This window comes from Actinomadura meridiana (assembly GCF_039537545.1).
GTDB lineage: Bacteria > Actinomycetota > Actinomycetes > Streptosporangiales > Streptosporangiaceae > Spirillospora > Spirillospora meridiana.
The window spans coordinates 421,941-447,344 of record NZ_BAABAS010000015.1 but is presented as its reverse complement, the minus strand read 5'-3'; the positions used below and the strand labels follow the sequence as shown (position 1 = coordinate 447,344).

Sequence of the window (25,404 nt, the reverse complement as noted above, 5' to 3'; positions counted from 1 at the left end):
TCACCTCTGGCCGAGCGGTTGCGAGACGTGCGCGGGGCGGCTGCGTGGGTCCGCGGTGCCCTGCGCGGGGACAGTGAGCAGCTCAGCGCCGCCGTCCGCGAGGAGCGTCCGGGCGAGGCGCGCGCCCAACTCGACGGCGTCGCCCCTGGTGGAAAGCTCGCGGCGCAGGATGGCGGAACCGTCGGGGGCGGCGATCAGGCCCTCCATGCGGAGCGTCCCGTCGCCGTCGTGGTCGGCGAGGGCCGCGACGGGAGAGGTGCAGCCCGCCGCCAGTTCGGTGAGGAACGCGCGTTCCGCCTTGACGGCCCGGTGCGAGCGCGGGTCGTCGACGGCGCGGAGCAGCGTGACGGTGCCGGGGTCGTCCTCCCGGCATTCGACGGCGAGGGCGCCCTGGCTCGGCGCGGGCAGCATCACCTCGGGCGGGAGGGGCGCGGCGACGTCGTCCAGGCGGCCGAGGCGCGCGAGCCCGGCCATGGCGAGGACGACCGCGTCCAGGTCGCCGTCGACGGTTCTGCGCAACCGGCTGTCGACGTTCCCCCGCAGCGGGACGATCTCCAGATGGGGCGCGTGGGCGCGGAGCTGGGTGGCCCGGCGCGGCGACCCGGTGCCGATCCGGGCGCCCCGCCGCAGCCCGCCGAGGGTGGCGGGCAGCCCGGCGTGCCCGGCGAGCGCGTCCCGCGGATCCTCCCGCGCCGGGACGGCCGCGATGCGAAGCCCCGGTTCCGGCGCCGTGGGGAGGTCCTTGTAGGAGTGGACGACGAAGTCGACCGTCCGCGCCAGCAGCGCGTGCCGCAGCGCCGTGACGAACACGCCCGTGGACCCGATCCGCTCGATGGGCGCGCTGGTCTCGTCGCCTTCGGTGGACAGGGGCACCAGCCGGACGGGACGTCCCGTCGCCTCGGTGACGCGGTCGGCGACCCAGCCCGCCTGCGCCACGGCGAGCTTGCTGCGGCGCGTGCCGAGCAGCAGCGGGCGGAGGTCACGGTCATGGGAGGTGTCGTTGGCAGTCATGCGTTCGCCTCACTGACGTCCAGGTCGAAGAGTCGGAACAGGGCCTCCAGGTAGAGGCGCCCCTCGGGCGTGGCGGACAGTTGCTTGGCCCGGACGATCGGCGTGTGCAGGAGCTTGCCGACGATCCGGTCGACGGCAGCGACGGTCTCGGCGCGTTCGGCGTCGCCGAGGTCGGGCAGCCGGTGCGCGAGCCGGTCCAGCTCCAGGTCCACGACCTCGCGGGCCCTGGTGCGCAGCGCGACGATCAGCGGTTTGACCGACCCCTCCAGGCGGCGGGCGAGGAAGGCCGCGGCCTGCTCGGCGGCGATCTCCTCGGCGCGCGCGACGTCGTCGGACGCCCGGTGCCCGGCGAGGCGGCGGCCCAGCTCCTCGATGTCGACCAGCGTCACGCCGTCGACTCCGGCGCAGAGGGGGTCGACGTCGCGGGGCATCGCCAGGTCGACGGCGACCATCGGCGCGTTTCCCGCCGCCTTTCTTGCGACCCGGAGGCGGTCGGCGTCCAGCAACTGTCCCTGCGCTCCGGTGGAGGACACGACGAGGTCGCAGCGTTCCAGGACGGGATCCCAGTCGTCGGCCGCCCAGGCCGTCCCGCCGACCTCGGCGGCGAGGCGCACGGCGTTGGCGAGGGTGCGGCTGGCGATGTGGATCTCGCCCGCGCCCCGTTCGCGCAGCAGCCGGGCCGCCAGCGCGCCGATCGTCCCGGTCCCGATGACCAGCGCGGTCTTACCCGTCAGCGGACCGTGGGCGGTGGCGGCGACGTCGAGGGCGGCGTGGACGAGCGAGACGCCCGCCTGCCCCACCCGGGTCTCGGTGCGCGCCTGCTTGCTGACCCGCAGGGCGCTCTCGGTCAACGCCGTCAGGACGGGACCCGCCGTCGACGCGGCCCGCGCGCTCCGCAGCGCCGCCCGGACCTGCGCGACGATCTGCTCCTCCCCCACGGCCATGGAGCCCAGGCCGCAGGCGACGCGGAACAGATGGGCGACGGCCTCGGTCTCCCGGCGGATCGACGCCGACTCCCACACCGCGTGGGCGGGGACGCCCGCCAGTTCGGCGATGGTGTCGACGACATGGCAGGTGGCCTTGCTGTGCCGCTCCGTCGCGACGTACACCTCAAGCCGGTTGCACGTCGTCAGCAGCAGCGCCTCCCCGATCTCCGGCGGTCGGGAGATGAGCCGTAACGCCTCAGGAAGCCGTTCTGCCGGAATCGCCAGCCGTTCGAGCAACGCGATCGGCGCGGTCTTGTGATCGATTCCGATGGTATGAATGCGCATCACGAGTTGGACCAGCCTCACATTCTCGCATCGCCGCCGTATCCGCCGTGCGCGGCGAAATTCCGTGGCGGGGCCAGGTGAACGTAAGTCGCCTCACGCGGGGCCGTCCAGCCATCCGCAGTAGTGGTCGCCAGTCCCCGTACTAAAGGTCGCTAAGTGCGGTAATGCGCCGCGCCGTATGGATCTTCCATTACGCGCTTGTTAGCGTCGCGGCGATCCCAACGGAATCCCTGGAGGGCCGCGTGACCACCACCGAACAGGCGACGAGCGTCTTCCTCGATGCCGCCCGCGGGGCGTCGACGCCGCGGGCGCCGATCTGGCTCATGCGGCAGGCCGGGCGCTACCTGCCGGAATACCGGGCGCTGAAGGAACGCCACTCGTTCTGGGAGATGTGCCGCACGCCCGAGATCGCCGCCGAGGTGACCCTGCAACCGCTGCGGCGCTTCCCAATGGACGCCGCGATCATCTTCAGCGACATCATGACGCCGCTGCCGCCGATGGGCGTCCCGGTCGACTTCGCCCCCGGCCCCACGATCAGGGAGCCGGTGCGAACGGCGGACGACGTCGCGCGCCTGGCCGTCCCTCCTGGGGCGGAGATCGCGCCCTTCGTGGCGGACGCGATCCGCCTGGCCCGCGAGCAGAGCCCCGTCCCGGTGATCGGGTTCGCGGGGGCCCCGCTGACCGTCGCCGGATACGCGGTGCAGGGCGCCGGTTCCGCCGACTACGCCGACTTCCGCACCTGGCTGCGCCGCGAACCGCTGGTGGCGCACGACCTGCTCGACAAACTCGCCGCCGTCACCGCCGCCTACCTGCGCGAACAGATCGCGGCCGGGGCCGAGGCGGTGCAACTGTTCGACAGCTGGGCGGGCATCCACGACCGCCGGACATACGCGACATTCGGGATGCCGTACGCGCGGCGCGTCCTGGACGAACTCGCGGGCGCCGGGGTGCCGCGCATCTACCTGGCCGTCGGCGCGTCCCACCTGTACCCGCAGATCGCGCGGCTGCCCGCCGAGGTCGTGAGCGTCGACTGGCGGCAGCCCCTGGACGTGAGCCGCGCCGCGCTGCCCGGCAAGGTCATGCAGGGCAACCTCGACCCCACGGTCCTGCTCGCCGACGAGGAGGCCGTCGTCGCGGCCGGACGGCAGGTCCTCGTGGACGGGCTCGGCGGCCCGCACATCTTCAATCTGGGGCACGGCGTCCTGCCGGGCACCCCACCAGCCAACGTGGCCCGGCTAGTGGACCTCGTCCACGAATATCCCCGCGACACCGGAAAGGCCGAAGACTGATGGCGAGCCCCACTCACGCCGAGGCCATCGCCCACGTCCTGCGCGACCACCAACAACAACTGGTAACGGCCTTCGAGGAACAAGACGGCACCGGCCGCTTCCAAGTCTCAGAATGGACGCGCCCGACCCTGGGCGGCGGAAAGGCCAGAATCCTCGAACAGGGCCGCGTCTTCGAACGCGCCGGGGTGAACGTCTCCCTGGTGGCCGGTGCCGCCGTACCCTCTTCGGTCAGCAAGTCACGACCCCACCTGGCCGACAAACCGTTCCGCGCGACAGGAGTCTCGATGGTCCTGCACCCGCTGAACCCGTATGCGCCGTCCTTCCACGCCAATTTCCGCTTCTTCGAGATCGACGGCGCGCACTCCGGTGGGGGGACGACCCCCCACACCCCCCGGAACGCCCCTGAATGGTGGTTCGGCGGCGGCATGGACCTCACCCCCATGTACGGTTTCGAGGAGGACGCCGTCCATTTCCACCGCACGCTCCGGGACTGGTGCGCACGGCACGAGGTCGCCCACTACCCGGAATGGAAGGCCGCCTGCGACGAGTACTTCTACATCAGGCACCGTGCGGAGATGCGCGGCATCGGCGGTGTCTTCTTCGACGAACTCACCGACGGCACCCCCGACGGCCCGCCCCGCTACCTCTCGTTCGTCGAGGACGGCCTGCGCAGCATCATCGACGCCTACCTGCCGATCGTCCGGCGCCGCTCGGCGATGACCTACGGCGAACGGCAACGCGCGTGGCAACTGGCCCGCCGGGGCCGGTACGCGGAGTTCAACCTCGTCTACGACCGGGGCACGCTCTTCGGCCTCCAGACGAAGGCGAACATCGAGGCGGTGCTGATGTCCATGCCGCCGATGGCCCGCTGGGGATTCGACATCCGGCCACTGCCCGGCAGCCCGGAAAGCGACGTGGCGCGGTTCCTGCAACCACATGACTGGGCGTCGCGGGAGCCGTCCCCGCTGACACGGACCGCCTGATCGTCGGCCAATCCCGACATTCGCGTTCTTGACGAAAGATTCACCTCGGTTATTCCCGTGGAAGCGGCCGCGCGGGTGATGATGCGATGGACGCAGCCGTGGAACTCAACGCCCCAGTCATTCGTCAAGCCCCCCATCGGGCCGATCCATTGATCGGCCCGGAACGGCCCGCGCCGGTACGAACACCCGCCGCGCGCGCATACTGAGGGGGCAGTAGTGGCTGACATCACCATCGCCGACGTCAAAACGGTGCGGGTCCATCCCGCAATCGGAATCGCCCGAGTCGGGGACAGCGACGAATACTTCACCGGCCCGGACATTCCGGGCGCTCCACCGGAACCGTCCGGCGGCACCCTGGAGACGAAGTTCAAGGACGCCCAGGGCCGCGTCAAACGGCAGGCCGCCCGATTCCGCTGCTTCGGCTACGACGACCACGGCGCCTACATCGAGCTGACCGGAAAGGCCGAGGTGACCATTAAATGGGAGGTCACCCTGGTCAACCGGAAGGCCGCCGCACCCGACTTCCCGGACGGCGAGCGGCGCCGTAACCCCGGCCAGCCGGAAAAGGACCTGATCATCGCGCCGACTCCACGCGGCATCGTCGGCCGGAAGGGAACCCCGCCGAGCCCGGTGGCGTTCGGTGACGGCCGGGTCCAGTTCGTGAGAAACAACGTCAAGCACGAGATCAAGAACATCTATCTGGGCGAACTTCGCACCGACGAGGAAGGCCGCCTTCTCGTCCTGGGCGGCCGGGGCCTGTCGCGATCCCATCCGGGGGCCGGACCCGACCTCGACGACACCTTCAACAACGACTACTGGTGCGACGACGTCTCCGACGGCCCCGTCAAGGCCGAGGTCACCATCACGATCAACGGCGCCGAGCACAAGTTCACCGCCACGCCCGCCTGGGTGATCGCGACCCCGCCGAAGTTCACCCCCGAGGCCGACAGCGCGACCACCCTCTGGGACCAGATCATGAACGCCATCGGCGCCAAGGCGCCGGACCGGCCGTCCTATGTCAGGGACATCTACCCCATCCTGCAAAGCGCCCGCACCATCAACGGCGTCTACCAGCAGGCCGGGGGCCACCACGGCTGGAAGCACCCCGTCACCGCCGAAGCCACCCGCAAACGCATCTTCAACAAACTCGGGAACCCCTCCCAGAACGGGACCGGCGGCAACGACGAGTCCCTCATGCCGAAGCTGACCGGCCTCGAAAAGGAGTACCCCAGCCTCACCCCGCGCCAGTACAAGATCATGCAGAAGTGGCGGGACGGGGCCTTTGACAACGACTGGAAAACGGAATGGGGCGACGACCACCCGTCGTACGCCAACGTCCCGATAACCCCCGAGGGCCTGGACCGCGCCGCACTGCACGCCTGCGTCGGCGCCGCGTTCCTCCCCGGCATCGAAGGCGGCCGGTTCTTCATCGAAAAGGACTCGCACAACAAGCCCAAGAACTGGGCACAGCCCTACCAGGCACTCAGGTTCGCGACACACGTCCGTCCCGGCGACGTCACCGCGCGGATGGCCCTCCCCTGGCAGGGCGACTTCTGGGCCTGCGACGAACTCTGGTGGCCGGTGCCACGCCCGAACCAGGCCATTCCCAAGGGCACGCAGACCTACCAGAACTGGATCAGGAACGTCGACACCGGCGGCGAGATGGTCCAGAAATGGCGGAAACTCGGTTACGTACTGCGCGACGGCACGGGCAAATACGTGGAGGTCGCCCGCAGCCTCCCCGCGGCGACCCGACCAGAACTGACGACTCTCCCGTTCCCCGTCACCGCGGCCGTAGCGGGCCCAGAACCCCTGTGGCCAGACGTAGGAAAACTCGCCGCCGACCTGGCGGGCGCCCCCGTGCTCACCTTCGGCCAAGCCGTGACACAAACCAGGGAAACCCACTCCTGGCCACTGTGGCTGACCGAACTGGACGACGAGCTGACCGTAGAAATCCGCAGCATCGGCCTGGACCGCCTGAACATCAGCCTGACTCCCCCACTAGGCCCACCCCTGGCCGCAGGCGATTTCGGCGTCATCACGTCCCGTCCAGACGACCGACGCCTGGAACTGAAGGTCGAACTGCCCTACCACGTGCAGGCCGGACGCTACGCCCGCCAGGGCAAATGGCGAGTGGACATACACGCCGACCAGGAGATCACCTACCAGCTAGCCGCCACGGCCAGCTCCCTGATCACGTTCCCGGCAGTGACGACCGCCGCCGAGAACGGCTCGATCAACGCCCGCGTCGACTTCACCGGCGCCCCGATCAGCGACGGCACGGCCGTCATCCGGCCACTGGCCCCACGCGAGGAGCTCCAGGGCGTAGCCCTCCGAGCCGAAGCAGCACCGACGGCCGACCGCGTCGTGGGACAGGTCGCCCTGGAAAGGGCCCCCTACCTACGCGTCCAGGTGACGGGCACCTCTCCGCTCGGCCACCCGTTCGTCCGGGAACGTCTGATGCGGACCGACGAACTCCCGTGACACCCGACGTCGCGATAGTCGGCGGCGGCCCGGCGGGCGCGGCGGTGGCCTGGCACCTGGCCACCGCCGGCGCCACCGTCACCCTCGTCCACGAGCACAGGGAAAAGTGGCGCCCAGTAGGCCAACAACTATCGGGCGCGGCCCGCCCCATCCTGCGAGCCATGGGGATATTGGACGAGGTCACAGCCGCGTCCACCCCCATCCACGAGGCCCGAAGCGCCTGGCCGGGCCCGCAGATCGACACACGCCCCTCCCTCCTAAGCCCATTCGGCCCACCCCTAGCCGTAAACCGCCCCACGCTAGACAACCTCCTGCGTAAAGCCGCCCAAAGCGCAGGAGTCCACCTAGTTCACGACCACGTCCAATCACCCCCAAGAGCGGCCGTCCTAATCGACGCCACCGGCACAACCCGCGCGATCTCCCGCACAAAACTGTTCTGGACACAAATCGACCGCCTACGCTGCACCCTCTGGAAAGCGACCCCCGCCGGCCCAACACCCCAACCATGGACACTGGTCGAAGCCGCCCCCGACGGCTGGTGGTACACGGCCCCCACCCCCGACGGCGCCCTGACAGTCATGCGGGTAAGCGACCTCAGCAAAACCAACAACAAACAGAACCCACCCGAACACACCGCCCACCGCCTCGGCCGCCCACTACCCACCACATCCGACTACCGCGTAGCAACGATCGGACACGCGACCCCGCCCTGGTCGCCACACCTGATCGCAGTAGGCGACGCGGCGGTCGCGGTAGACCCACTCTCCTCATCCGGCCTGCTCAACGCCCTGCGCCTGGCCGAACCCGCAGCCACCGCCGCACTCGGACTCCTGGACGGCAACACCGAACCAGCACACCAATACACACAAAACGTCCAAGCCCTCATCAACAACCACCTGGACAAGCGCGACTACTACCTAACCCTCACCGAAGAAAACGCCCCCTTCTGGAAAAAACGCCGCCCCAGCCCACAACACCCAAAGATCAACACAGCAGAAGCACACTAACGAACGATTCCAGGGAATCCCAACCACCTAACAGCCCGTTCGTCGGCGCATGCAACCCCAGCCAACGAAGAACACGCTCCCCCCAAGCCCGATGCCACCCAAATAGTCGCGCCCCCCTGACCACCAGAGATGCAATTTCCGCACACGCACGGTTTCATTGACACGCGGCGTTTCCGGCGTAGGCCCCGCGCGTTCCGGAGGACGCCCTCACCGGGCCGGTCAGCGCGGAATCAGCCTGGTGCCGTCCAACGGAAGGGCTGATGGTGGGCGTCGACCACACCAGCGGGACCGACACCAGGGCAGAGACCACCGACACCCCACAAGCGTCCGACGACACCTACCAGCCGCCCCCGGACCGACCCGGCTCACCCGAACAGGCGTCCCGCCTAGAAAGCAAGGCCGCCGCCCAAGCCCCCGCCGAGTCCGAATCAGAGTCAGACGACTCACAACCCAAAGACTTACCCCAGGAGTCTCGCCCAGAGAACCCCGCCACCGAGGGCGCCGAGCGACCCGCCCAAGCGGCACCCGAACAAGGCGCGGAACCCGCGGAATGGCCCGAGGTGCCACTGGGCCCACGCGCGGAGTCACGAGCCCGCGCAAGAGAAGCCCAACAGGCGGCGCAGGCGCAAAGAGAAGCCGAAACCCAAGACGCCCCCGACGATCCCCCGCCACCCGCAAGCGGCACGGAAAGAAGCGGCGAAACACCGAACGACGCCAGCGACGACCGTGGTAGCACTTCGGAGGACCAGCCCGAATCCCCGGCGCCCGAGGAGAACGAAACCGACCAATTCGCCGGACTCCCGCGCCGACCTCGACCCCGCCACCGCCGGAGAACTAACCCCCGAACGCGGCGAGCCCTTAGCCCCAGTGAACGAAAACCAGGACCTGCGCGAACCCGATCCGGAGCAAGATTCGGATTGGAAGAAGCTGCTGCGGGGCTTGGATGACAATTTGGAGGACGCCTCCAAAGAGTTCACCAAGTTCAACGATAACGCGCAGCATATGTTCGACCATCGCCCGCCCACCGATTACCGGCCCGGCACCCAACGCGACAGCCCCTATCCCGGTGGGCCTCCAAACGATACGATCAACAGCCCGAGTGCCGCCCTCGGGTTTGTCGCCGTTGCGATGATCGGGATCGCCATGAAGAACGGATTAAGCAGGATATTCCGGAGGAACAATGACAATAACGGATGAGCAGATCGCAACCCTTCGAGCGCAACTCCAGGGACGCGGCGACGAGCACAAGAGGCTGCTGAGTCGACTGAACAAGGTGGAGTCCAACCAGTACGCATCGCTGGTCACCGCCGCATTCTTCGAAGCGATTCGACGTCGCTTCTCCACCGGAGGTGAGGTCGCGGGAGACAAAGAGATCATCGACTTTGTCACCACCGTGCGATTGCGACTGGACGACCCCGAACTGCTCGACCCGAACGTGGCCGAAACCTTGATCGGCATGGCTCTCGGAAAACTTCCTCCCGACGCTCGAAAGGACATCAGCGCCGAGGTGTCCCACGGGAGCAAGATTCTTCTGCTGGCCGGACTCATCAGTGATGCTCAGCTCAGCACCCATGAACTCGATGCGTTCCTGGCCAGGGCGCGAGAGATGACGGACGAAGTATTCTCGTGATCGACCTCTCGAACGTCGAAGTAGGGACCGAGCACATCGAGCTTGTTCGTCATTTCCTCAGCAGCGAAGACGGCGATCCGTGGAATTACGATGAGCCGACTATCCCGAGTGACGTCATGGCTCATAATCTGATGGGCTATTCGGCGTTCGCCGTGGCGGTGCTGCGGAAGTTCTCTCCGACCTACTCGGTTTCCGAGATCATCCAGTACGTCGCGGAGCTGCGGAAGGCACTTCTCGGCGAGGAGTCGTTGGAGGTCAACCCTCGGGTCGCGGAGGGGCTGATTCGCGACGTCCTTCAGGACAAGACGCTCACCGACACCCCGCCCTTCGGGGCCGACAACGAGACCATGGCGAAGACCAGCTTCGTCGTCCTGCTGGACCTCGCCCACGATGCGGATCTCGCCGGGCCCAGCTTGGACGAGTTCCTGCGGGAGTCGGCGGACTATGCCAGGCGTTGGTTGGAGGCTCAGCGGGCCGGTGACGCCGAGGAGCAGTCGACCATCTCGTAGGTGGGGGCCAGATGTTGTCTGAGTTGGGTGCTGCTTGATCTGACCCACGAGTCGCGCGGCTAAGCATTGTCTGATGGGTGGCGTGGGGTGGCGCAGGTCGGCGTGGGTTTAGGTGGGGTGGGGGGTGCGGGTTAGGGACAGTAGGTCGCGGGCGGGGCCGGAGGGGCGGTGGCCGGTTGGCCATACCGCGCGTAGGGGGCGGGAGAGGTCCAGTTCGGGGACGGGGACGGCGACCAGCCGGCCGGAGGCCAGTTCGTCCGTGATGGCCAGGGCGCTGACCACTACGGGGCCCGCGCCTGACTCGGCGGCGGCCTTGAGGGCGGTGGTGGACGCCAGTTGGAGCAGTGGCGGGGCCGTCCCGCCGTGGGAGGCGAGGGCGCGGTCGAGGACCTCGCGGGTTCCCGAGCCCTGTTCGCGTAGGACGAGTGGTGCGGCGGCCAGTTCCGCCGCGGTGACGCCTGAGCGGCGTCTGGCCCATGGGTGTGCTGCTCCGACCACGACGACCAGGCGGTCGGCGGCGACGATGGCGCCGTTCAGGCCGGGGGGCGTTCGGATGCCCTCGACGAAACCCAGGTCGGCGTCGCCGCCGCGTACCTGTTCGGCGACGACCGTGGAGTTGGCGGCGGTGAGCGTCACCGCGACGTCCGGGTGGACGGTCTTCAGCGTCACCAGCCAGCCGGGCATCAGATACTCGGCGACCGTCAGGCTTGCCGCGATGCGCAGCCGTCCGTCCCGCCGCTCGCGTAGTGCCTCGATGCCCGCGCCCAGTTCCTCCGCCGCGCCGAGCACCTGCCGCGCCCATTCGGCGACCAGCGCCCCCGCCTCGGTCGGACGGGATCCGCGCGGCGACCGGTCCAGCAGGGTCACGCCGATCTGCCGTTCCATCGAGCGAATGCGGGCGCTCGCGGCCGGTTGCGTGACGCCGAGTTCCGCCGCCGCCCGTCCGACGCTGCCCAGCCGGACGACGGCGGCCAGAAGCTCCAGCGCGCCGAGGTCGGGGACGCGATGTGACAGGGCTGTGCGCGGCGCTGGCATACCGCCCATTGTAGGCGAGGCATAAGCGTGCCTTATGGCCTCATAGGGCTGTGACCTCTACTGATTCGGTCTGCCGGGCCACACGATGGATGCATGAGTTCCACCACGGCACCGGCGCGTGGGCCCGTTCTGCTGGGAGCGCTCGACCGGCCCGCCGACCTCTTCCGGCATCTCGGACCGAACTGGTACGCGGCCGTGATGGGCACGTCCATCGTCGCGAACGGCGCGAACGCTCTGCCGGTGAGCGTCCCGGGGCTGCACAGTTTCGCCGTCACCGTGTGGGCCATGTCGCTGGGGATGCTGGTGGCGCTCATGGCGGCGCGGGCCGTCCATCTCGTCCGGCATCGGGACGTGGCGCGGGCCCACCTCGACGACACCGCCACCGCCGTCTTCTACGGGTGCCCGCCGATGGCTCTGCTCGCGGTCGGGTACGGGACGCTCGTGCTCGGCCCCGGTGTGATCGGCTCCAGACCGGCCCTCGTGCTGGACGCCGTCCTCTGGGGCCTCGGGACCTCTTACGCGGTGGTCGTCGCGGTCGGCGTCCCGTACCTGATGATCACCAGGCACCGGCTCGAACCCGGCTCGGCCGACCCGACATGGCTGCTGCCGGTCGTCGCCCCCATGGTCGCCGCCGCGCTCGGGCCCGCGCTCGTCCCGCACCTGCCGGACGGGCAGGCCCGCGCCACGTTGCTGTACGGGTGCTACGGCATGTTCGGCGCGAGCCTGCTGGCCACGCTGGTGCTGCTGCCCGGGATCTGGAGCCGGCTCGCCGGTGGACGGCCGTCGCCGGTCCGCCTCACGCCCGCGCTGTTCCTCGTCCTCGGGCCGCTAGGGCAGTCCACCACGGCCGTCGCCCAGATCGCGGACGCCGCGCGTCAGGCCATGCCGGAGTACGCGGCGGCGACGCGGGCGTTCGCCGTGCTGTATGGCGCGCCCGTCATGGGGTTCGCGCTGCTCTGGCTGGCCTTGGCGGCGACGGCGAACGCGCGGGCGCTGCGCGGCGGGATGCCGTTCGCGATGACGTGGTGGGCGTTCACCTTCCCCGTGGGGACGTGTGTGACGGGCGCGTCCAGCCTCGCCCTGATCACGGGGCTGGACGCGCTCACCGACCTTGCCGTCATCCTGTACCTGCTGCTCGTCACGGCGTGGGCGGTCGCCGGGTTCCACACCGCCAGGGGTGCTCTGAGCGGGCGGCTCTTCCTACCCGCCTAGCCCGGGGCACAATTCGGCCAACGAACGGGCCTGGCGTCCGTGTTACTGGACCATGAGGTCGACGCAGGCATAGAAGGCATTGGCCGTGTCGGCGATGTTCCAGACGGCCAGGACCTTCTGGCGTCCGGTCACTCCGCCGAGGTTCACGGTGTGGGACGAGCCGTTCCCGCCGAACTTCCCGATGCTTCTGCCATTGATGAAGTACTCGTAGCTGCGGGTGCTGTGATGGGCGGTGAACGTCCAGTTGAAGGTCACGGAGCTGCCGACCGAGGTGGGCTTCCAGGCCTTGCTGTCGTCGTCGAGATCCGCGAACCGCGAGTTTCCGCCGCTACAGCTCTGGAGGCCTTTGGGTCCTTCGACGCTCTGCGGCTCCCACTGGATCTCGCCGCACTGGACGACCTGTTGCGCGCACTGGGCCTGCCTGCTCGGCGGTGAGGACACGTAGCCGTGGGCCCAGGCGGAGGTCGCGGGCAACACCACGGTGACGAGGGGAGCGATTCCGACGCCCGCCACGAGGGCGGCGAGCCTGCGTTTCGATGATTTCATGCGGGGGGTCCTTGTGTGTTCGGGGGTGGTTTCGGCGCACACAGGAGCGTTGGAGGGGAGCGGGGCATGGGGTCTCCATCAATAGGAAACTCTCCTATTACCTAGTTGAACGTTAACCTTCTGTTCCATAGGGGGCAAGGCTCCGTCATCGCCCCTCGATTTCCCCGCGCATGCCCCCGCAGGCCAGCAACCGAACCAGCGCGCCGCGTCCAAAATGATTGTCAGATTCCCCTAACCGCTGGGCGGACGGTCGGCGAGAACTGCCCAATGCGAATTCTTCTTATCGGTCCTCTCCGGCGCGGATGTCCGTGCCGAGGGCACGGCGGCGTAGCGCGGCGGCCATCGGGAGGAGAACAAGGCCGAGTACGCCGATCACCCCGGCGATCATGGCAAGGAGCACGGGCCACTGGACGACGGCCCCGGCGGGCGGGTAGGGGCGGGTGGCGCGCACGTCCACCACGATGTGCGGGACGGTGAGGCGCGCCACGACCAGGCCGAGCACGGTTCCGCCCAGCAGTCCGAGCACCACGAGGTACGCCTGCTCGACCGCGAGCATCCCGGCGACCTGCCGGGGGTGGACGCCGAGGATGCGCAGCACGGCGAACTCGTGCGCGCGTTCCCCGGCCGTGACCACGGCGTTCAGCACGAACGCGGCGGCGGCGAAGGCCAGCGCGGTGCCGAAGCCGAGGACGAGCGCGCCCTGAAGGCCGACGCCGAGCGGGGCGTCGCGGAGCCGGGTGCGCAGTGCGGCGCGGTCGGCGCGGACCTCGCCCAGCCCTCGGTGGGAGGCCAGTGCCCGCACCGCGGGGGCGGTGCGGGCGCCGCGGGCCGACGCCCACCATTCGGTGGGTGTGATGTCGACGGGGTCCGCGCCGGTCGCGGCGAGCCGCCGCTCGGTCAGGGTGGGAAGGTCGATGAGCGCGGCGGGCTCGTCGACGGGGACGCTCGGCAGCGCCGGGACGATCGCCGCGACCGTGATCGGCTGGTCTCCCCCGATGTAGGTCACCGTGACGGTGGCCATGCGCGTGAGTACGAGCCCGCGTCGCTCCACGCCTGGACGATCAGTCCCGCGCGGCGGCCCGGCAAGGGGTCGTGTTGGTTCCGTGCCGAATCGCAACGCCCCCGCAACACCGGCGGCGCTCGGGTCAGCCGCCCGCCATCAGGTCGGCGAAGGCGCGGGCCGCCGGGTCGGAGGTGAACAGGCGGTCCAGGCGGGCTCTGGCGAGTTGGCGTCGGAACGTTCCGGCCAGTGTGACGTCACCGGATTCGTGCACCATCTCCGTCAGCCAGCGGGAGTACTCCTGGTAGTTCCACACCCTTTCCAGGCAGGTGGCGGAGTAGGCGTCCAGCCATTGTTCGTCGCCGTCGTGGACGGCGGCGCGCAGCGCGCGGGCGAGGACGTCCGCGTCGCCGATCGCGAGGTTCATGCCCTTGCCGCCCATGGGGGTGAGGATGTGGGCGGCGTCGCCGAGGAGGAAAAGCCTGCCGTACCGCATCGGGTCGACGACGAAGCTGCGCATCTCGACGATGGTCTTCTCGGTGATCGGTCCGGCGGGGAGGTCGTCGTCGCCGAGGCGGAGCCGCAGTTGTGTCCAGATACGGTCGTCGTCCCAGTCGTCCGGTCCGTCGGTCACGGCGCATTCGAGGTAGTAGCGGCTGGCGGCCGGGCCGCGCGGGAACTGCGCGGCGAAGCCGGACGAGCTGATCGCGAAGAGCGGGTGCCGGGGCGGCGGCGTGTCGGCGAGGACGGTCAGCCAGCCGATCCCGTGGTCGTAGGTGTAGGCGGTCAGTGCGTCGGCCGGGACGCTGGGACGGCTCACGCCGTGGTACCCGTCGCAGCCCGCGACGTAGTCGCAGACGATCTCGTGCGCGGTGCCGTCCGGGTCGCGGTAGGCGACCGTGGGACGGGCGCCGTCGAGGTCGCGCGGAGTCACCTCGTCCGCCTCGAACCGCAGGTCTCCCCCATCGTCAAGGAACGCGGCGACAAGGCGCGTGACGAGGATCTGCTGCGGGATGATGCGACCCGTCCGGCCGCCCGACAGGGACGGAATGTCCAGGAGACGCTGTTTTCCGTCGACGCGGATCTCGATGAGGCTGTCCTCGGGGGCCCCCGCGAGCAGGGTGTCCGCGAAGCCCCACTCCTCGAAGATCCGCGTGCCCGCGTGGTCGAGCACCCCCGCCCGCTGCCGGTGCTCCACATGGGACCGGCTCTGCTTCTCCAGAACCACGCAGTCGACGCCCGCGCGCCGCAGCAGAGTGGCCAACGTCAACCCTGCGGGACCGGCTCCGATGACGACCACCTGGGTGCTTTCGCGCATCCCCGACTTGTATCGCACCCCGTCCACCCGGAAAAGGGTCGGGGTCGCCACCATCGCCAAGCCGGCGCCAAGCCGTCGACCAGTCCTGGCCAAGACCCCTGGCCAATGCTGGTGAGCGCTTCCGGACCGAGGAAGTGACGGCGTGATGGAGGGGCCTTATGAGCCAGAAACCGACTCACAAGCGCGGCCTTTATCTCGGGGTGGTACCGGAGCGGGCGGCGGCGAAGAACGGCTCGACGCCCCTCGTTCTCGACCACGATCTTGACGCCCTGCCCGACGCGGGAAGGCGCCTGACGTTCGCCCAGGTCGCTCGGCACGTCGACGACCTGGCGCGGCGGCTCGCCGCCGCCGGGGTCCGGCCCGGCCAGCACCTGGTGATCCACAAGTCCGCCAACTTCGACGTGTGGGTGCTCGGCAGCGCGGCGGCGCGCGCCGGGGCGGTGCCCGTGATGCTGTCGCACACGCTGGACGCCCCGACCGTCGCGGGTCTGCTGGAGCGGCTGGGCCGCCCGCATCTGCTCGCCGACGACGCCAAGCTCGACGCGCTGGCGGACGTCCCGCTGGCCGACCTCGCCGACCGGGTGATCACCGTGCACGGGCCCCGGCCCGGGGCCGTGTCGCTCTCCGAACTCGCCGACTCCCCGCCCGTCCGGCCGGTGTTCCAGGGGCTGGACGAGCCCGCCATGGTCACCCACACGTCCGGGACGACCGGACTCCCCAAACTCGTCGTGCACACGCCGCGAACGATGCGCGCCCGGCTCCGCCCGCAGCTTTTCCTGCTGACGTTGATGCGCAAGCGCGAGACCGTCGCCATCCACATCTCGTTCGTGCATTCGCGGATGTTCGCGGCGATGTCGCTGTGCATGCAGAAAAGCCTGCCGGTACTGCTGGTGAACAAGGGCGAGCCCGATGACGTCGCCGACTTCTTCGCCGAACACCGGCCCGGCCTCATCGAGGCGCTGCCCAGCTCATTTATGACATGGGAGAACCTCGCGGACGACCCGCGCAAGCCGTTCGCGTCGGTGAAGTACTTCAGCAGCACGTTCGACGCCATGCATCCTCGGACGATCCGGCGGCTGCTCGCGTCGTCCCAGCGGCGAACGCCCCAGTACTTCCAGATCTACGGGCAGAGCGAGGTCGGCCCGGCCGTCGGCCGCCCGTACTTCCGCGGGTCCGTCCGCCGGATGGACGGACGCTGCGTCGGCTTCCCGCTCCCCGGCAGCGCGAAGGTGCGCGTCGTGAGCGAGGACGGGGCCCGCCCGTCCAAGGCCAATCCCGGGCTCATCGAGGCCAGGTGGGACGGCATCGCCAAGACCTACTTCGGCGAGCAGGAGCGGTACGACGCCAACGTCCACGACGGCTGGTGGCGGACCGGCGACGTCGGCTACCGCACCAGGTTCGGCTGCCTGCACATGCTCGACCGCGAGGTCGACGCGATCGCCGGGGTCGGCAGCAGCCTGGAAATAGAAGACCTCGTGCTGAACCGGATGGAAGAACTGACCGAACTCGTCGTGGTGCCCGGACCGAACGGCGAGCCGACACCGGTCGTGTGCACGTTCAAGGACAAACCGCTCGACCTGGACCGCTGGAGCGCCGCCGTCACCGAGTATCCGCAGCTCGCCGAGCCGGTCCACATCCCGATGGCCGACCTGCCCCGCACCGCCACGCTGAAGACGCGCCGGATCGAGCTGTCCCGCATGCTCCGCGACGAGCTCCCGGAACGGACGTGAGCCGTGGTTAGTCAATGTCACCTTCTGGAAGGACGAACATGGGGACAATCGAGGTTCCGGTTCTGATCGTGGGCGGCGGCGGGTGCGGTCTTTCCGCCTCGGCCTTCCTGTCCGACCACGGCGTCGAGCATCTGCTGGTGGAACGGCACGCCGACACGTCGAACCTGCCGAAGGCGCACTATCTGAATCAGCGCACGATGGAGATCTTCCGCCAGCACGGACTGGACGGCGCCGTCGTCGAGCAGGGCGCGTCCCCGGACGAGTTCGGCACGGTGCGCTGGCAGACCACGCTGGTCGGCGAGGAGATGCTGGACGCGAAGGTGATCCACGAGATGGACGCCTTCGGCGGCGGCGCGCTGCGCGAGCGGTACACGGCGGCCGGGCCGAGCCTGCCGATCAAGCTGCCGCAGGTCCGGTTGGAGCCGCTGCTGCGCCACCAGGCCGAGGAGCGCAACCCGGGTCGGATCCTGTTCGGCCATGAGCTGACGTCCATCTCCGACGAGGGCGACCGCGTCGTCGCCCAGATCCGTGACGTCGAGTCCGGCGAGACCACCACGGTCCACGCGAAGTACGTCGTGGCCGCCGACGGTGGCCGGACGGTCGGTCCCGCGCTCGGCGTGCAGATGCAGGGCCTGCCCGCCCTGTTCGACGCGACCACCGTGTACTTCTCCGCCGACCTGTCCGCGTACTGGACCGGGGGCTCGATCATCACGTGGTTCCTCAACCCGTACCGTCCCGACCTGTCCAGCGCCCTGATCGAGATGGGGCCGACCTGGGGGAAGAACTCCGAGCAGTGGGGGCTGCACGTCCGGCTCGGCGACATCGACCAGTCCGACGAGCAGGCGGTCACCGCCCGGATCCGGGAGGTCCTCGGCCTGCCGGAGCTGGAGCTGACCCTGCACGAGGTGACGAACTGGACCGTCGAGGCCGTGCTCGCCGAGCACTACCGGTACGGACGGGTCCTGCTCGCCGGTGACGCCGCGCACCGCCAGCCCCCGGCGGTCGGGCTCGGCCTGAACACCGGGGTCCAGGACGCCCACAACCTCGCGTGGAAGCTGGCCGCCGTGCTCGCGGACCGCGCGCCCGCCGGTCTGCTCGACACCTACGAGGCGGAGCGCAAGCCCGTCGGGCAGTTCAACATCGGGTGGGCGATGTCGGCCGCGTCCAACCACCAGGTCGTCATCGACGCCGCCGTGGGCCTCGGCCAGCACGTCCCGCCGGAGCGCCGGACGCTGATGTTCGCCGGATACTTCGCGCCCGCCCCGACCGGCGCGGCGCAGCGGGCTCGTGCCGCCGAGATCTTCGCCACCCACCGCGGCGAGTGCCAGGCGCTCGACGTGGAGATCGGCTTCGCCTACGAGGTGGGCGCCGTCGCGGGCGACGGGACCCCGCCGCCCCCGCGCGCGCCGCTGGGCGACGTGTACGAGCCGACGACCCGTCCCGGGCACCGGCTGCCGCACACGTGGCTGGAACGTGACGGCGTCCGCCTGTCGACCCACGACCTGACCGGCACCGCGACCGGCTTCGTGCTGATCACCGGCCCGGAGGGGACGGCGTGGTGCGAGGCGGCCGAGCGGGTGGCGGAGAAGTTCTCCGTCCCGATCGTCACGGCCCGCGTCGGGGACGGCGCCGAGTACGCCGACGTCGACGGCGGCTGGGCGGCCGTCCGCCAGGTCACCGGCGCGGGCGCCGTGCTGGTGCGTCCCGACAACCATGTGGCGTGGCGCAGCACGGGCGGCGACGACAACCCCGTCGACGCCCTCGGGAACGCGGTCTCCCGCGTCCTCGACCACCACGCTTCGTAGGCGGCGCGAGTCCGTCCCCGCACTGAGAGGTCAACCTATGATCAGCCGTAGATCCTTCGTCATCGGCGGCGGTGCCGCACTGGCCGCGACGACCCTGCCCCTGACGGCGGGGCCCGCGACCGCGCAGCCCGGCCCGGCTCGGGCCACGCCCACGTCCGGGATCCGCTGGGACCGGTTGCGCCGCCATCTGCGGGGACGGCTGGTGCTGCCGTCGGACGCCGACTATCCGAAGGCGAAGCAGCTCTACCAGATGCAGTTCGACGACGTCCAACCCCGGGCGATCGCGTACTGCGAGCGCACCGCCGACGTGGCGCTGTGCCTCCACTTCGCGCAGGACCACGACGTGCGGGTCGCGGCGCGCAGCGGCGGGCACAGCCACGGCGGCTACTCCACGACGCCGGGTCTCGTCATCGACGTGTCCAAGCTCAACGCGGTCGTGCCCGGCGAGCACACCACGGCGATCGGCACCGGGGCGCAGACCGTCGACGTCACCAACACGCTCGCCAAGCAGGGGTTGGCGCTGTCGACCGGCTACTGCCCGACCGTCGCGGTCGGCGGGTTTCTTCAAGGCGGCGGCATCGGCCTGCTGACGCGCGGCCTCGGCATCGGCGCGGACGCGGTGACGTCGGCACGGGTCGTCCTCGCCAACGGCAAGGTCGTGACCGCGTCGCCGTGGCAGCACAGCGACCTGTACTGGGCACTGCGCGGCGGCGGGGGCGGCAACTTCGGCATCGTGACGTCCTACCGGGTCACGCCGACGCCGCTCACGAACTACGCCGCCGCCAGCATCACCTGGCGTTACGACGACGCCCTGGAGATGCTGGACGGCTGGACGCGGTGGCTCGCCGACACCCCGTGGACGATCGGCTCCGGCATCAACATCCAGTTGTTCGACTCCGCGCCGGGCAAGGTGCCGGTCGCGAACGTCCTGGTCGGGTCGACGGACACCGGCCCCGCGTTCGACGCCGAACTCGACCGGCTCGTGTCGCTGGTCGGCCGGGCCCCGGCGTTCCGGCCGAAGCAGGTCGCGCCCTACCAGCAGATCATGATGGGGCTCTACCAGTGCGGGGACCTCACGGTGGAGCAGTGCCACCGCGCGGACACGTCCCCCTTCGGACGGCTCCCCCGGGCCGCGTACGGGCTGGAACGCGGCCGCATGTTCAGCGAGGCGATGCCGCGCGAGGGGTGGGCGAAGGCGCTCGCGCGTTTCGACGTCGACCGGCGCGCCGGGCAGACGCACCACGTGCAGGTCTCCGCGCTCGGGGGGGCAGCCAACCGGCCGGGGCGCGGCGCCACCGCGTACGTGCACCGCGACTCGCAGTTCATGGTCAACTTCCTGGCCTCGAACATCTTCCCGCCGGTCAGCGACGAGGACAAGGCGGTGGCGGGACGCTGGGTCGACCAGGGTTTCGACGCGATCGACCCCTACTCGAACGGTGAGTCCTACCAGAACTTCATCGACCCCCGCCTGTCGGACTGGCAGCACTCCTACTACGCGGAGAATTACCGGCGGCTGAGGCGGGTCAAGCGCATGTACGACCCGCACAACGTTTTCCGTTCCCCGCAGAGCATCCGCTGATCTCCGTAAGTCATCCATCTGCCCGCGCTCGCGAACAACGGTGACGTGTCACCGCGCGAGTGCGGGCAGTTGCCTTTTCGCGGCGCCTTCATGGCATCTTCAGGGCGCCCCAAGTTGCCGCCAAGCCGGCGCCAACTTGCGGAACAGTCGGGGCCAAGATGTGTGGTTGAACCTTGAAGGCATGGCTCACAGGGACGACAACACCGCCGCGACCGAGACGGCCGGGGCGCACCCGGCGGAATCGGTGTCAGGTCTTTATTCCGCCATCGAGGAATCGGCCCGGCTGCTGGAGGTGACCTGTTCGCCGGGGAAGGTCATGCCCATCCTCACCGCGTACGGGGACGCCATCGCCGACGCCGTCATCGCGTTCCGGGTGGCGACCGGGGAACGGAACGCCGGAGAGCTCGACTGCCGCTTCTCCATTCCGCTGGACGTCGACCCGTACGCGCTCGCCGTGGCGAACGGCTTCGTCACCGACACCGACCATCCGGCGGGCTCCCTGCTGGCCGACATCGCCGAACGGTGCCCGCTCGACTGCTACGGGATCGACTTCGGGGTCGTCGGCGGCTTCAAGAAGATCTGGACCGTCCTGCGGCGCGGTGACCTGCAAGGAGTCGCGCGGCTCGCCGAGATCCCGTCGATGCCGCGCAGCCTCGGCGAGAGCATCGACTTCTTCACCCGGCACCGCCTCGGCGACACGGCGGGCCTGCTCGGAATCGACTACCGCAACAGAACCGTCAACGTGTACTTCGGCGAGCAGCCCGCCGAATGCTTCGAGCCGGACACCATTCGCTCGATGCTCGACGAACTCGGCCAGGGACAGCCGAGCGAGCACCTGCTGGAACTGGCCCGGCGGGCGTTCGGAATCTATGTGACGTTGAGCTGGGATTCGCCGAAGCTCGAACGGATCTGCTTCGCCGTCGCCACCCGGGACCCGAAGGAACTGCCCGTCCGGATCGACCCGGCGATCGCGCGATTCGTGAAACACGTGCGCGACTCCGACCCCGGGACGAAGTTCGTCTACGCCGTCGCGTCGTCTCCGCACGGCGAATATTACAAACTCCAGTCGTACTACCGGTGGCAGCCCCGGGTCCTGGACATGATGCAGCTGCCCGACGGGGCCGCCGTCGCCGACCCGGTCTAGTTTTCCGCCGCAAGAATTCATCGAGGTTCGACCGTGCCCACTCTTGCCCATTATTCCGCTGCTCATTGTTCCGTGCCGAACGAGTCCGGCGGCGACACCGGAATGGACGACGCGGACGACGCGGACGCCGCCGCCGTGCGCGGCGTCCTCGCCGACACCGGGGCGCGCGACGAGGTCGAGCGGATGATCCAGACCCGGTACGCGAAGGCGGAGGCCGCGCTGCGGGACGCGCCGTTCGCCCCGGCGGGCGCCGCCGCGCTGGCCCGCCTCGCGAGCCGGGCCCTGGTCCGAGACTCCTGATCCCCGCGCGATCCTCGCGCGATCCTCGCGCGATCCCGCGCACCCGATCCCCCGACCCGAACGCAGATTGGAGCACGCCATGAGACCACCGGACGAGACGCGGCTGCCCCCGGTGCCGTGGCCCGCCGAGGTCAGCCCGGACCACGTGCGCGAGGCCACCACCCGGCTGCTCGCCCACGTCGGCGCCCGGGTCGATCCGGACGGCGCCTTACGCGAGCAGTGCCAGAGCCGCGTCCTGGAGTCGGCCCTCGCGCTGACCCTCATGGCACGCATCGAGCCGTCGCGAGGGGCGTGGGGGGTCGTCCCCCCACAAGGGACCGGGCTGAACTCGGCCGCGCGGGGGCGCCTGCTCGGCTTCCTCCAGGCCCAGCACGACGCCCCGGACGAGCTGGACCGCGTCCTCGCCAAGCTCGCCATCGGCCGCGCCACCGGCCGTGAGGCCGCCGACGACGACGTCCTGATCGGCAAGCTGACCGACGGCGTGCTCGGCGCCGCGCCCGGATTCATCTCCGGCCGCCGCCGCATGATGGTGTACGCGGTGCTGTCGGTCCTCGGGTTCCCGCTGCCGCCCGAGGCGGCGCCCCCGGCCGACCAGAGGGCGCCCACCGACCCGATGCACTCGTGGGCGGCCGTCCAGCAGGCGGCGGTGCTGCTGATCCTCGCCACGGCCACGGGTGTCAGCAACGAGGCCACCGCCGCCGCGCAGCGGACGCTCCTCGCCGTCGATCCCGCGACCACGGTGTGGGAGGGCTACGTGCTCATGCACATACTCGCCCTGCACGGCCTCGCCGGTGTCCCCGGCCAGGAGGAGACCGTACGGGACGGCGTCCGAACCCTCCTCCGCTACCAACGCGACGACGGCGGATTCCCGTTCGTGGCGGCCATGCACAACTGGTGCACGTCCACCGCCGGGATGGGTCTCGCCGCAGCCGGTGCCCCGCGCAGCCTCCTGCGGACGATGGCGGGCATGCTCGTCGCGCATCAGGGCGGCGCCGTCCGGCCGTCCCTGTCCCGTGGCGCGGCGCTCCGCGACGGCTGGTCGATGTCGACCGACGTGGCGTTGAACGACGTGGACGACACATCCTGCGCCCTGGAGTTCCTCCAGGCGACGGGCCCGGTCGCGTTCGGTGACTCCGTGCGGCGCGGGGTGGACGCGCTGCTCGCCGTCCAGGGCGACGACGGCGGCTTCCCAACCTATGTCGCCGGGGCGTCGTCCGAACCGTGCATGACGGCGGCGGCCGTCAACGCCCTCACGCCGCATCCCCGCACCGCGCCCGCGCGGGCACGGGCGCTGGCGTTCCTCGCCGACAGCCAGCTTCCCGATGGCGGTTTCGAGCCGGGGTGGAGCCGCAGCCGCCTGCACACGATCTTCCGCACCCGGCTCGCCGCGTGCGGCGCGGCCCCGGACGACCGGCACACCGCCCAGCTCGCCGCGCGGATCGAGCGCACGGTCCGAGAGACGCAGAACGACGACGGCGGCTGGGGCATGCAGCCCGGCGATCCCAGCGACGACATCAGTACGGCCTGCGGCCTGATCACCCTGTGCTACGGCACCGATCCCGTCCCCGTCGGACGCGCCCTGTCCTGGCTGCTCGACCGCCAGGACCCCGACGGCGGATACAGCGGCCCTCCCGACATGGTCGGGCCCCGTCCGTTCCCGTACCACTTCCCGGTCCTGACCGACGCGCCGGTGCTGCTCGCGTACGGCCACGTCCGCTCCCGGGTCCACGGCGGGGCGGCGCTGCTCCAGGGAGTGGCGTGACCGCCATCGGCCGGGCCAAGTCGACGCCAAGCCGGTGACAAGCGCGTCGAGCCAAGATATGGGCTGCGCGTGCAGACCATGGGGAACTACCTATCTATTGAGGGTGGATACCAGGAATGCCGACTCTATGTAAACCAGCGGTGCGTGTTCCCGAATACGTCATCACCATGGAAGACACCCTGGAATTCGCCAAGAAGGTGCACGCCGGAAAGCCACAGCTTCCGTTGGCGCTTCGGTTGATCCAGAACACCGGGGTGCGCAAGAGGCATATCGTCCAGCCGATCGAGAAGGCGCTCGACCATCCGGGTTTCGAGGAGCGCAACCGCATCTATGAGCTGGAGTCGAAGAAGAGGTGCCCCGGGGTCATCGAGGAGGCCCTGGCGAACGCGGACCTGACCGCCCGCGACATCGACGTCATCATCTACGTGTCGTGCACCGGTTTCATGATGCCCTCGCTGACCGCCTGGCTGATCAACAACATGGGTTTCCGGTCCGACACGCGGCAGATCCCGATCGCCCAGCTGGGGTGCGCGGCGGGCGGCGCCGCGATCAACCGCGCCCACGACTTCTGCACGGCCTACCCCGAGAGCAACGCCCTGATCGTCGCCTGTGAGCTGTGCTCGCTGTGCTACCAGCCGACCGACGACGACATCGGCTCGCTGCTGTCGGACGGCCTTTTCGGCGACGCGGTCGCCGCGGCCGTGATGCGCGGACGCGGCGGCACCGGCGTGGTCCTGGAGCGCAACTCCTCGTACCTCATCCCGAACACCGAGGACTGGATCTGCTACGCGGTCCGCGCCACCGGCTTCCACTTCCAACTGGACCGCCGGGTTCCCGGGACGATGGAGCCGCTCGCCCCCGTCCTGCGCGACCTCGCCACCGACCACGGCTGGGACGTGTCCAAGCTCGACTTCTACATCATCCACGCGGGCGGCCCGCGCATCCTCCAGGACCTCGCGAAGTTCCTCGACGTCGACGACACGATGTTCCGGCACAGCTGGTCGACCCTGACCGACTACGGGAACATCGCCAGCGCCGTCGTGCTGGAGGCGTTGCGGCGGCTGTTCGACGAGGGCACGACGATGCCGGGCGCCACCGGCGTCATCGCCGGTTTCGGGCCCGGCATCACCGCCGAGATGGCCATGGGCAGCTGGACGGCGGACGCCCCGCGGGACATGGAGTCGACCGCGATCCCCGCGTCGGCGAGCTACCTGGCACGCGACTTCGCGCACACCACCAAAGGAGGGATCGCATGAACGGCCTGGTCGTCCCGCCCGGGCAAGGGCGCAAGCTCGTCACCAAGGCGCAGGAAGTGATCTTCAAGGCGACGGGGGCGCAGGGCGCGTTCGCGTCGTGCTTCGAGGTCGTCGTGCCGCCCGGATTCGACGTCGGCGCGCACACCCACGAGAACGGCAAGGAATTCTTCTACGTCCTCGAAGGCGAACTCGAACTCTTCGCGTTCGAGCCGGTGAAACGCACCGGGGAGACCTGGCACGACTGGGAGTCCCCCGACGGCGAACGGGCCGTCCGGGCGGGCGCGGGGAGCTGCATGTTCGTCCCGAACGGCTGCCCGCACGCTTTCAGGAACCCCACCGACAAGCCCACGCGCATGCTCTTCCAGGCCTATCCGCCGCCCGACCACGAACGCTATTTCGAGGAGATCTGCGACATCTTCTCGAACGGCACGCAGGTGGATTCGGGTGCCGTGCAGAAACTTCGCGACCGCTACGACGTCCAGCAGATCACGCCGCTTCGCTACGGGCCGCCGGTCTCCTGAAACGCCCCCCGG

The 25,404-nt window shown here is 69.8% G+C and carries 22 protein-coding genes; 16 read left to right on the top strand and 6 right to left on the bottom strand.

Annotated elements, in window-relative coordinates:
- Together hemC and hemA are read right to left on the bottom strand one after the other, a co-directional pair.
- Positions 1-1,011 (bottom strand): hydroxymethylbilane synthase, encoded by a 1,011-nt coding sequence (hemC, locus tag ABD808_RS23235; RefSeq protein ID WP_344900095.1) that lies wholly within the window; start codon positions 1,009-1,011, stop codon positions 1-3.
- Entirely contained in the window at positions 1,008-2,282 is a 1,275-nt protein-coding gene (hemA, locus tag ABD808_RS23230; protein WP_344900093.1) for a glutamyl-tRNA reductase, read from the bottom strand. Before hemA ends, hemC begins: the two co-directional genes overlap by 4 nt.
- Positions 2,283-2,524: 242 nt before the next feature.
- On the opposite strand from hemA, the gene hemE reads away from it, so the two are divergent.
- The 7 genes from hemE to ABD808_RS23195 all read left to right on the top strand — a co-directional run bounded on the left by hemE (position 2,525) and on the right by ABD808_RS23195 (position 10,184).
- Positions 2,525-3,571 carry a uroporphyrinogen decarboxylase gene (gene hemE / locus ABD808_RS23225; RefSeq protein WP_344900092.1) on the top strand — a complete coding sequence of 349 codons (1,047 nt, stop codon included), beginning with the start codon at positions 2,525-2,527 and terminating at the stop codon, positions 3,569-3,571.
- Entirely contained in the window at positions 3,571-4,554 is a 984-nt protein-coding gene (hemF, locus tag ABD808_RS23220; protein WP_344900091.1) for an oxygen-dependent coproporphyrinogen oxidase, read from the top strand. The genes hemE and hemF overlap by 1 nt, the downstream gene beginning before the upstream one ends.
- Positions 4,555-4,770: 216 nt before the next feature.
- Positions 4,771-7,038 carry a LodA/GoxA family CTQ-dependent oxidase gene (locus tag ABD808_RS23215; RefSeq protein ID WP_344900090.1) on the top strand — a complete coding sequence of 756 codons (2,268 nt, stop codon included), beginning with the start codon at positions 4,771-4,773 and terminating at the stop codon, positions 7,036-7,038.
- Complete coding sequence (locus ABD808_RS23210) at positions 7,035-8,045, top strand: NAD(P)/FAD-dependent oxidoreductase (RefSeq protein WP_425548964.1); 1,011 nt, start codon at positions 7,035-7,037, stop codon at positions 8,043-8,045. The genes ABD808_RS23215 and ABD808_RS23210 overlap by 4 nt, the downstream gene beginning before the upstream one ends.
- 867 nt (positions 8,046-8,912) lie before the next feature.
- Positions 8,913-9,242, top strand: coding sequence for a hypothetical protein (locus ABD808_RS23205; protein ID WP_344900089.1), 330 nt, complete (start codon positions 8,913-8,915; stop codon positions 9,240-9,242).
- Positions 9,226-9,675: a hypothetical protein gene (locus ABD808_RS23200; protein WP_344900088.1), complete on the top strand. Its 450-nt coding sequence runs from the start codon at positions 9,226-9,228 to the stop codon at positions 9,673-9,675. Before ABD808_RS23205 ends, ABD808_RS23200 begins: the two co-directional genes overlap by 17 nt.
- A 116-nt stretch (positions 9,676-9,791) precedes the next feature.
- Complete coding sequence (locus ABD808_RS23195; RefSeq protein WP_344900087.1) at positions 9,792-10,184, top strand: hypothetical protein; 393 nt, start codon at positions 9,792-9,794, stop codon at positions 10,182-10,184.
- Positions 10,185-10,292: 108 nt separating this feature from the next.
- Here the strand turns inward: ABD808_RS23195 and ABD808_RS23190 are convergent, their stop codons facing one another.
- Entirely contained in the window at positions 10,293-11,219 is a 927-nt protein-coding gene (locus ABD808_RS23190) for a LysR family transcriptional regulator (protein ID WP_344900086.1), read from the bottom strand.
- Positions 11,220-11,312: 93 nt separating this feature from the next.
- Here ABD808_RS23190 and ABD808_RS23185 point away from each other — a divergent pair, with 93 nt between their 5' ends.
- The gene (locus ABD808_RS23185; RefSeq protein ID WP_344900085.1) at positions 11,313-12,431 is read left to right on the top strand and encodes a TDT family transporter; all 1,119 of its coding nucleotides are present in this window, start codon (positions 11,313-11,315) and stop codon (positions 12,429-12,431) included.
- Positions 12,432-12,473: 42 nt separating this feature from the next.
- Here the strand turns inward: ABD808_RS23185 and ABD808_RS23180 are convergent, their stop codons facing one another.
- The 3 genes from ABD808_RS23180 to ABD808_RS23170 form a co-directional block, all read right to left on the bottom strand.
- A complete protein-coding gene (locus ABD808_RS23180) occupies positions 12,474-12,977 on the bottom strand; it encodes a lytic polysaccharide monooxygenase auxiliary activity family 9 protein (RefSeq protein WP_344900083.1) in 504 nt (167 codons plus the stop codon).
- Between the two features lie 280 nt (positions 12,978-13,257).
- A complete protein-coding gene (locus ABD808_RS23175) occupies positions 13,258-13,998 on the bottom strand; it encodes an FtsX-like permease family protein (RefSeq protein WP_344900081.1) in 741 nt (246 codons plus the stop codon).
- Between the two features lie 124 nt (positions 13,999-14,122).
- A complete protein-coding gene (locus tag ABD808_RS23170; protein ID WP_344900079.1) occupies positions 14,123-15,322 on the bottom strand; it encodes a 4-hydroxybenzoate 3-monooxygenase in 1,200 nt (399 codons plus the stop codon).
- Positions 15,323-15,453: 131 nt separating this feature from the next.
- On the opposite strand from ABD808_RS23170, the gene ABD808_RS23165 reads away from it, so the two are divergent.
- The 8 genes from ABD808_RS23165 to ABD808_RS23130 all read left to right on the top strand — a co-directional run bounded on the left by ABD808_RS23165 (position 15,454) and on the right by ABD808_RS23130 (position 25,392).
- Positions 15,454-17,025 (top strand): class I adenylate-forming enzyme family protein, encoded by a 1,572-nt coding sequence (locus ABD808_RS23165; protein ID WP_344900077.1) that lies wholly within the window; start codon positions 15,454-15,456, stop codon positions 17,023-17,025.
- A 38-nt stretch (positions 17,026-17,063) separates the two neighbouring features.
- Complete coding sequence (locus ABD808_RS23160; RefSeq protein WP_344900076.1) at positions 17,064-18,830, top strand: FAD-dependent monooxygenase; 1,767 nt, start codon at positions 17,064-17,066, stop codon at positions 18,828-18,830.
- Between the two features lie 37 nt (positions 18,831-18,867).
- A complete protein-coding gene (locus tag ABD808_RS23155) occupies positions 18,868-20,409 on the top strand; it encodes an FAD-binding oxidoreductase (RefSeq protein WP_344900074.1) in 1,542 nt (513 codons plus the stop codon).
- A 181-nt stretch (positions 20,410-20,590) separates the two neighbouring features.
- Positions 20,591-21,553 (top strand): aromatic prenyltransferase, encoded by a 963-nt coding sequence (locus tag ABD808_RS23150; RefSeq protein ID WP_344900072.1) that lies wholly within the window; start codon positions 20,591-20,593, stop codon positions 21,551-21,553.
- 72 nt (positions 21,554-21,625) lie between these two features.
- Positions 21,626-21,853, top strand: a complete 228-nt coding sequence (locus tag ABD808_RS23145; protein WP_344900070.1) for a hypothetical protein — start codon at positions 21,626-21,628, stop codon at positions 21,851-21,853.
- Between the two features lie 79 nt (positions 21,854-21,932).
- A complete protein-coding gene (locus ABD808_RS23140; RefSeq protein WP_344900068.1) occupies positions 21,933-23,615 on the top strand; it encodes a prenyltransferase/squalene oxidase repeat-containing protein in 1,683 nt (560 codons plus the stop codon).
- 140 nt (positions 23,616-23,755) lie between these two features.
- On the top strand, positions 23,756-24,871 hold the full coding sequence (locus ABD808_RS23135; RefSeq protein ID WP_344900066.1) for a type III polyketide synthase: 1,116 nt from the start codon (positions 23,756-23,758) through the stop codon (positions 24,869-24,871).
- Entirely contained in the window at positions 24,868-25,392 is a 525-nt protein-coding gene (locus tag ABD808_RS23130; RefSeq protein ID WP_344900064.1) for a cupin domain-containing protein, read from the top strand. The genes ABD808_RS23135 and ABD808_RS23130 overlap by 4 nt, the downstream gene beginning before the upstream one ends.
- Positions 25,393-25,404: the final 12 nt, after the last annotated feature.

Coding starts and splice junctions, on each gene's coding strand:
- hemA (WP_344900093.1), bottom strand. CDS start 2,282: ATGCGCATTCATACCATCGGAATCGATCACAAGACCGCGCCGATCGCG.
- ABD808_RS23150 (WP_344900072.1), top strand. CDS start 20,591: ATGGCTCACAGGGACGACAACACCGCCGCGACCGAGACGGCCGGGGCG.
- ABD808_RS23160 (WP_344900076.1), top strand. CDS start 17,064: ATGGGGACAATCGAGGTTCCGGTTCTGATCGTGGGCGGCGGCGGGTGC.
- hemF (WP_344900091.1), top strand. CDS start 3,571: ATGGCGAGCCCCACTCACGCCGAGGCCATCGCCCACGTCCTGCGCGAC.
- ABD808_RS23140 (WP_344900068.1), top strand. CDS start 21,933: ATGAGACCACCGGACGAGACGCGGCTGCCCCCGGTGCCGTGGCCCGCC.
- ABD808_RS23195 (WP_344900087.1), top strand. CDS start 9,792: ATGGCTCATAATCTGATGGGCTATTCGGCGTTCGCCGTGGCGGTGCTG.
- ABD808_RS23180 (WP_344900083.1), bottom strand. CDS start 12,977: ATGAAATCATCGAAACGCAGGCTCGCCGCCCTCGTGGCGGGCGTCGGA.
- ABD808_RS23190 (WP_344900086.1), bottom strand. CDS start 11,219: ATGCCAGCGCCGCGCACAGCCCTGTCACATCGCGTCCCCGACCTCGGC.
- ABD808_RS23200 (WP_344900088.1), top strand. CDS start 9,226: ATGACAATAACGGATGAGCAGATCGCAACCCTTCGAGCGCAACTCCAG.
- hemC (WP_344900095.1), bottom strand. CDS start 1,011: ATGACTGCCAACGACACCTCCCATGACCGTGACCTCCGCCCGCTGCTG.
- ABD808_RS23155 (WP_344900074.1), top strand. CDS start 18,868: ATGATCAGCCGTAGATCCTTCGTCATCGGCGGCGGTGCCGCACTGGCC.
- ABD808_RS23130 (WP_344900064.1), top strand. CDS start 24,868: ATGAACGGCCTGGTCGTCCCGCCCGGGCAAGGGCGCAAGCTCGTCACC.
- ABD808_RS23165 (WP_344900077.1), top strand. CDS start 15,454: ATGAGCCAGAAACCGACTCACAAGCGCGGCCTTTATCTCGGGGTGGTA.
- ABD808_RS23175 (WP_344900081.1), bottom strand. CDS start 13,998: ATGGCCACCGTCACGGTGACCTACATCGGGGGAGACCAGCCGATCACG.
- ABD808_RS23185 (WP_344900085.1), top strand. CDS start 11,313: ATGAGTTCCACCACGGCACCGGCGCGTGGGCCCGTTCTGCTGGGAGCG.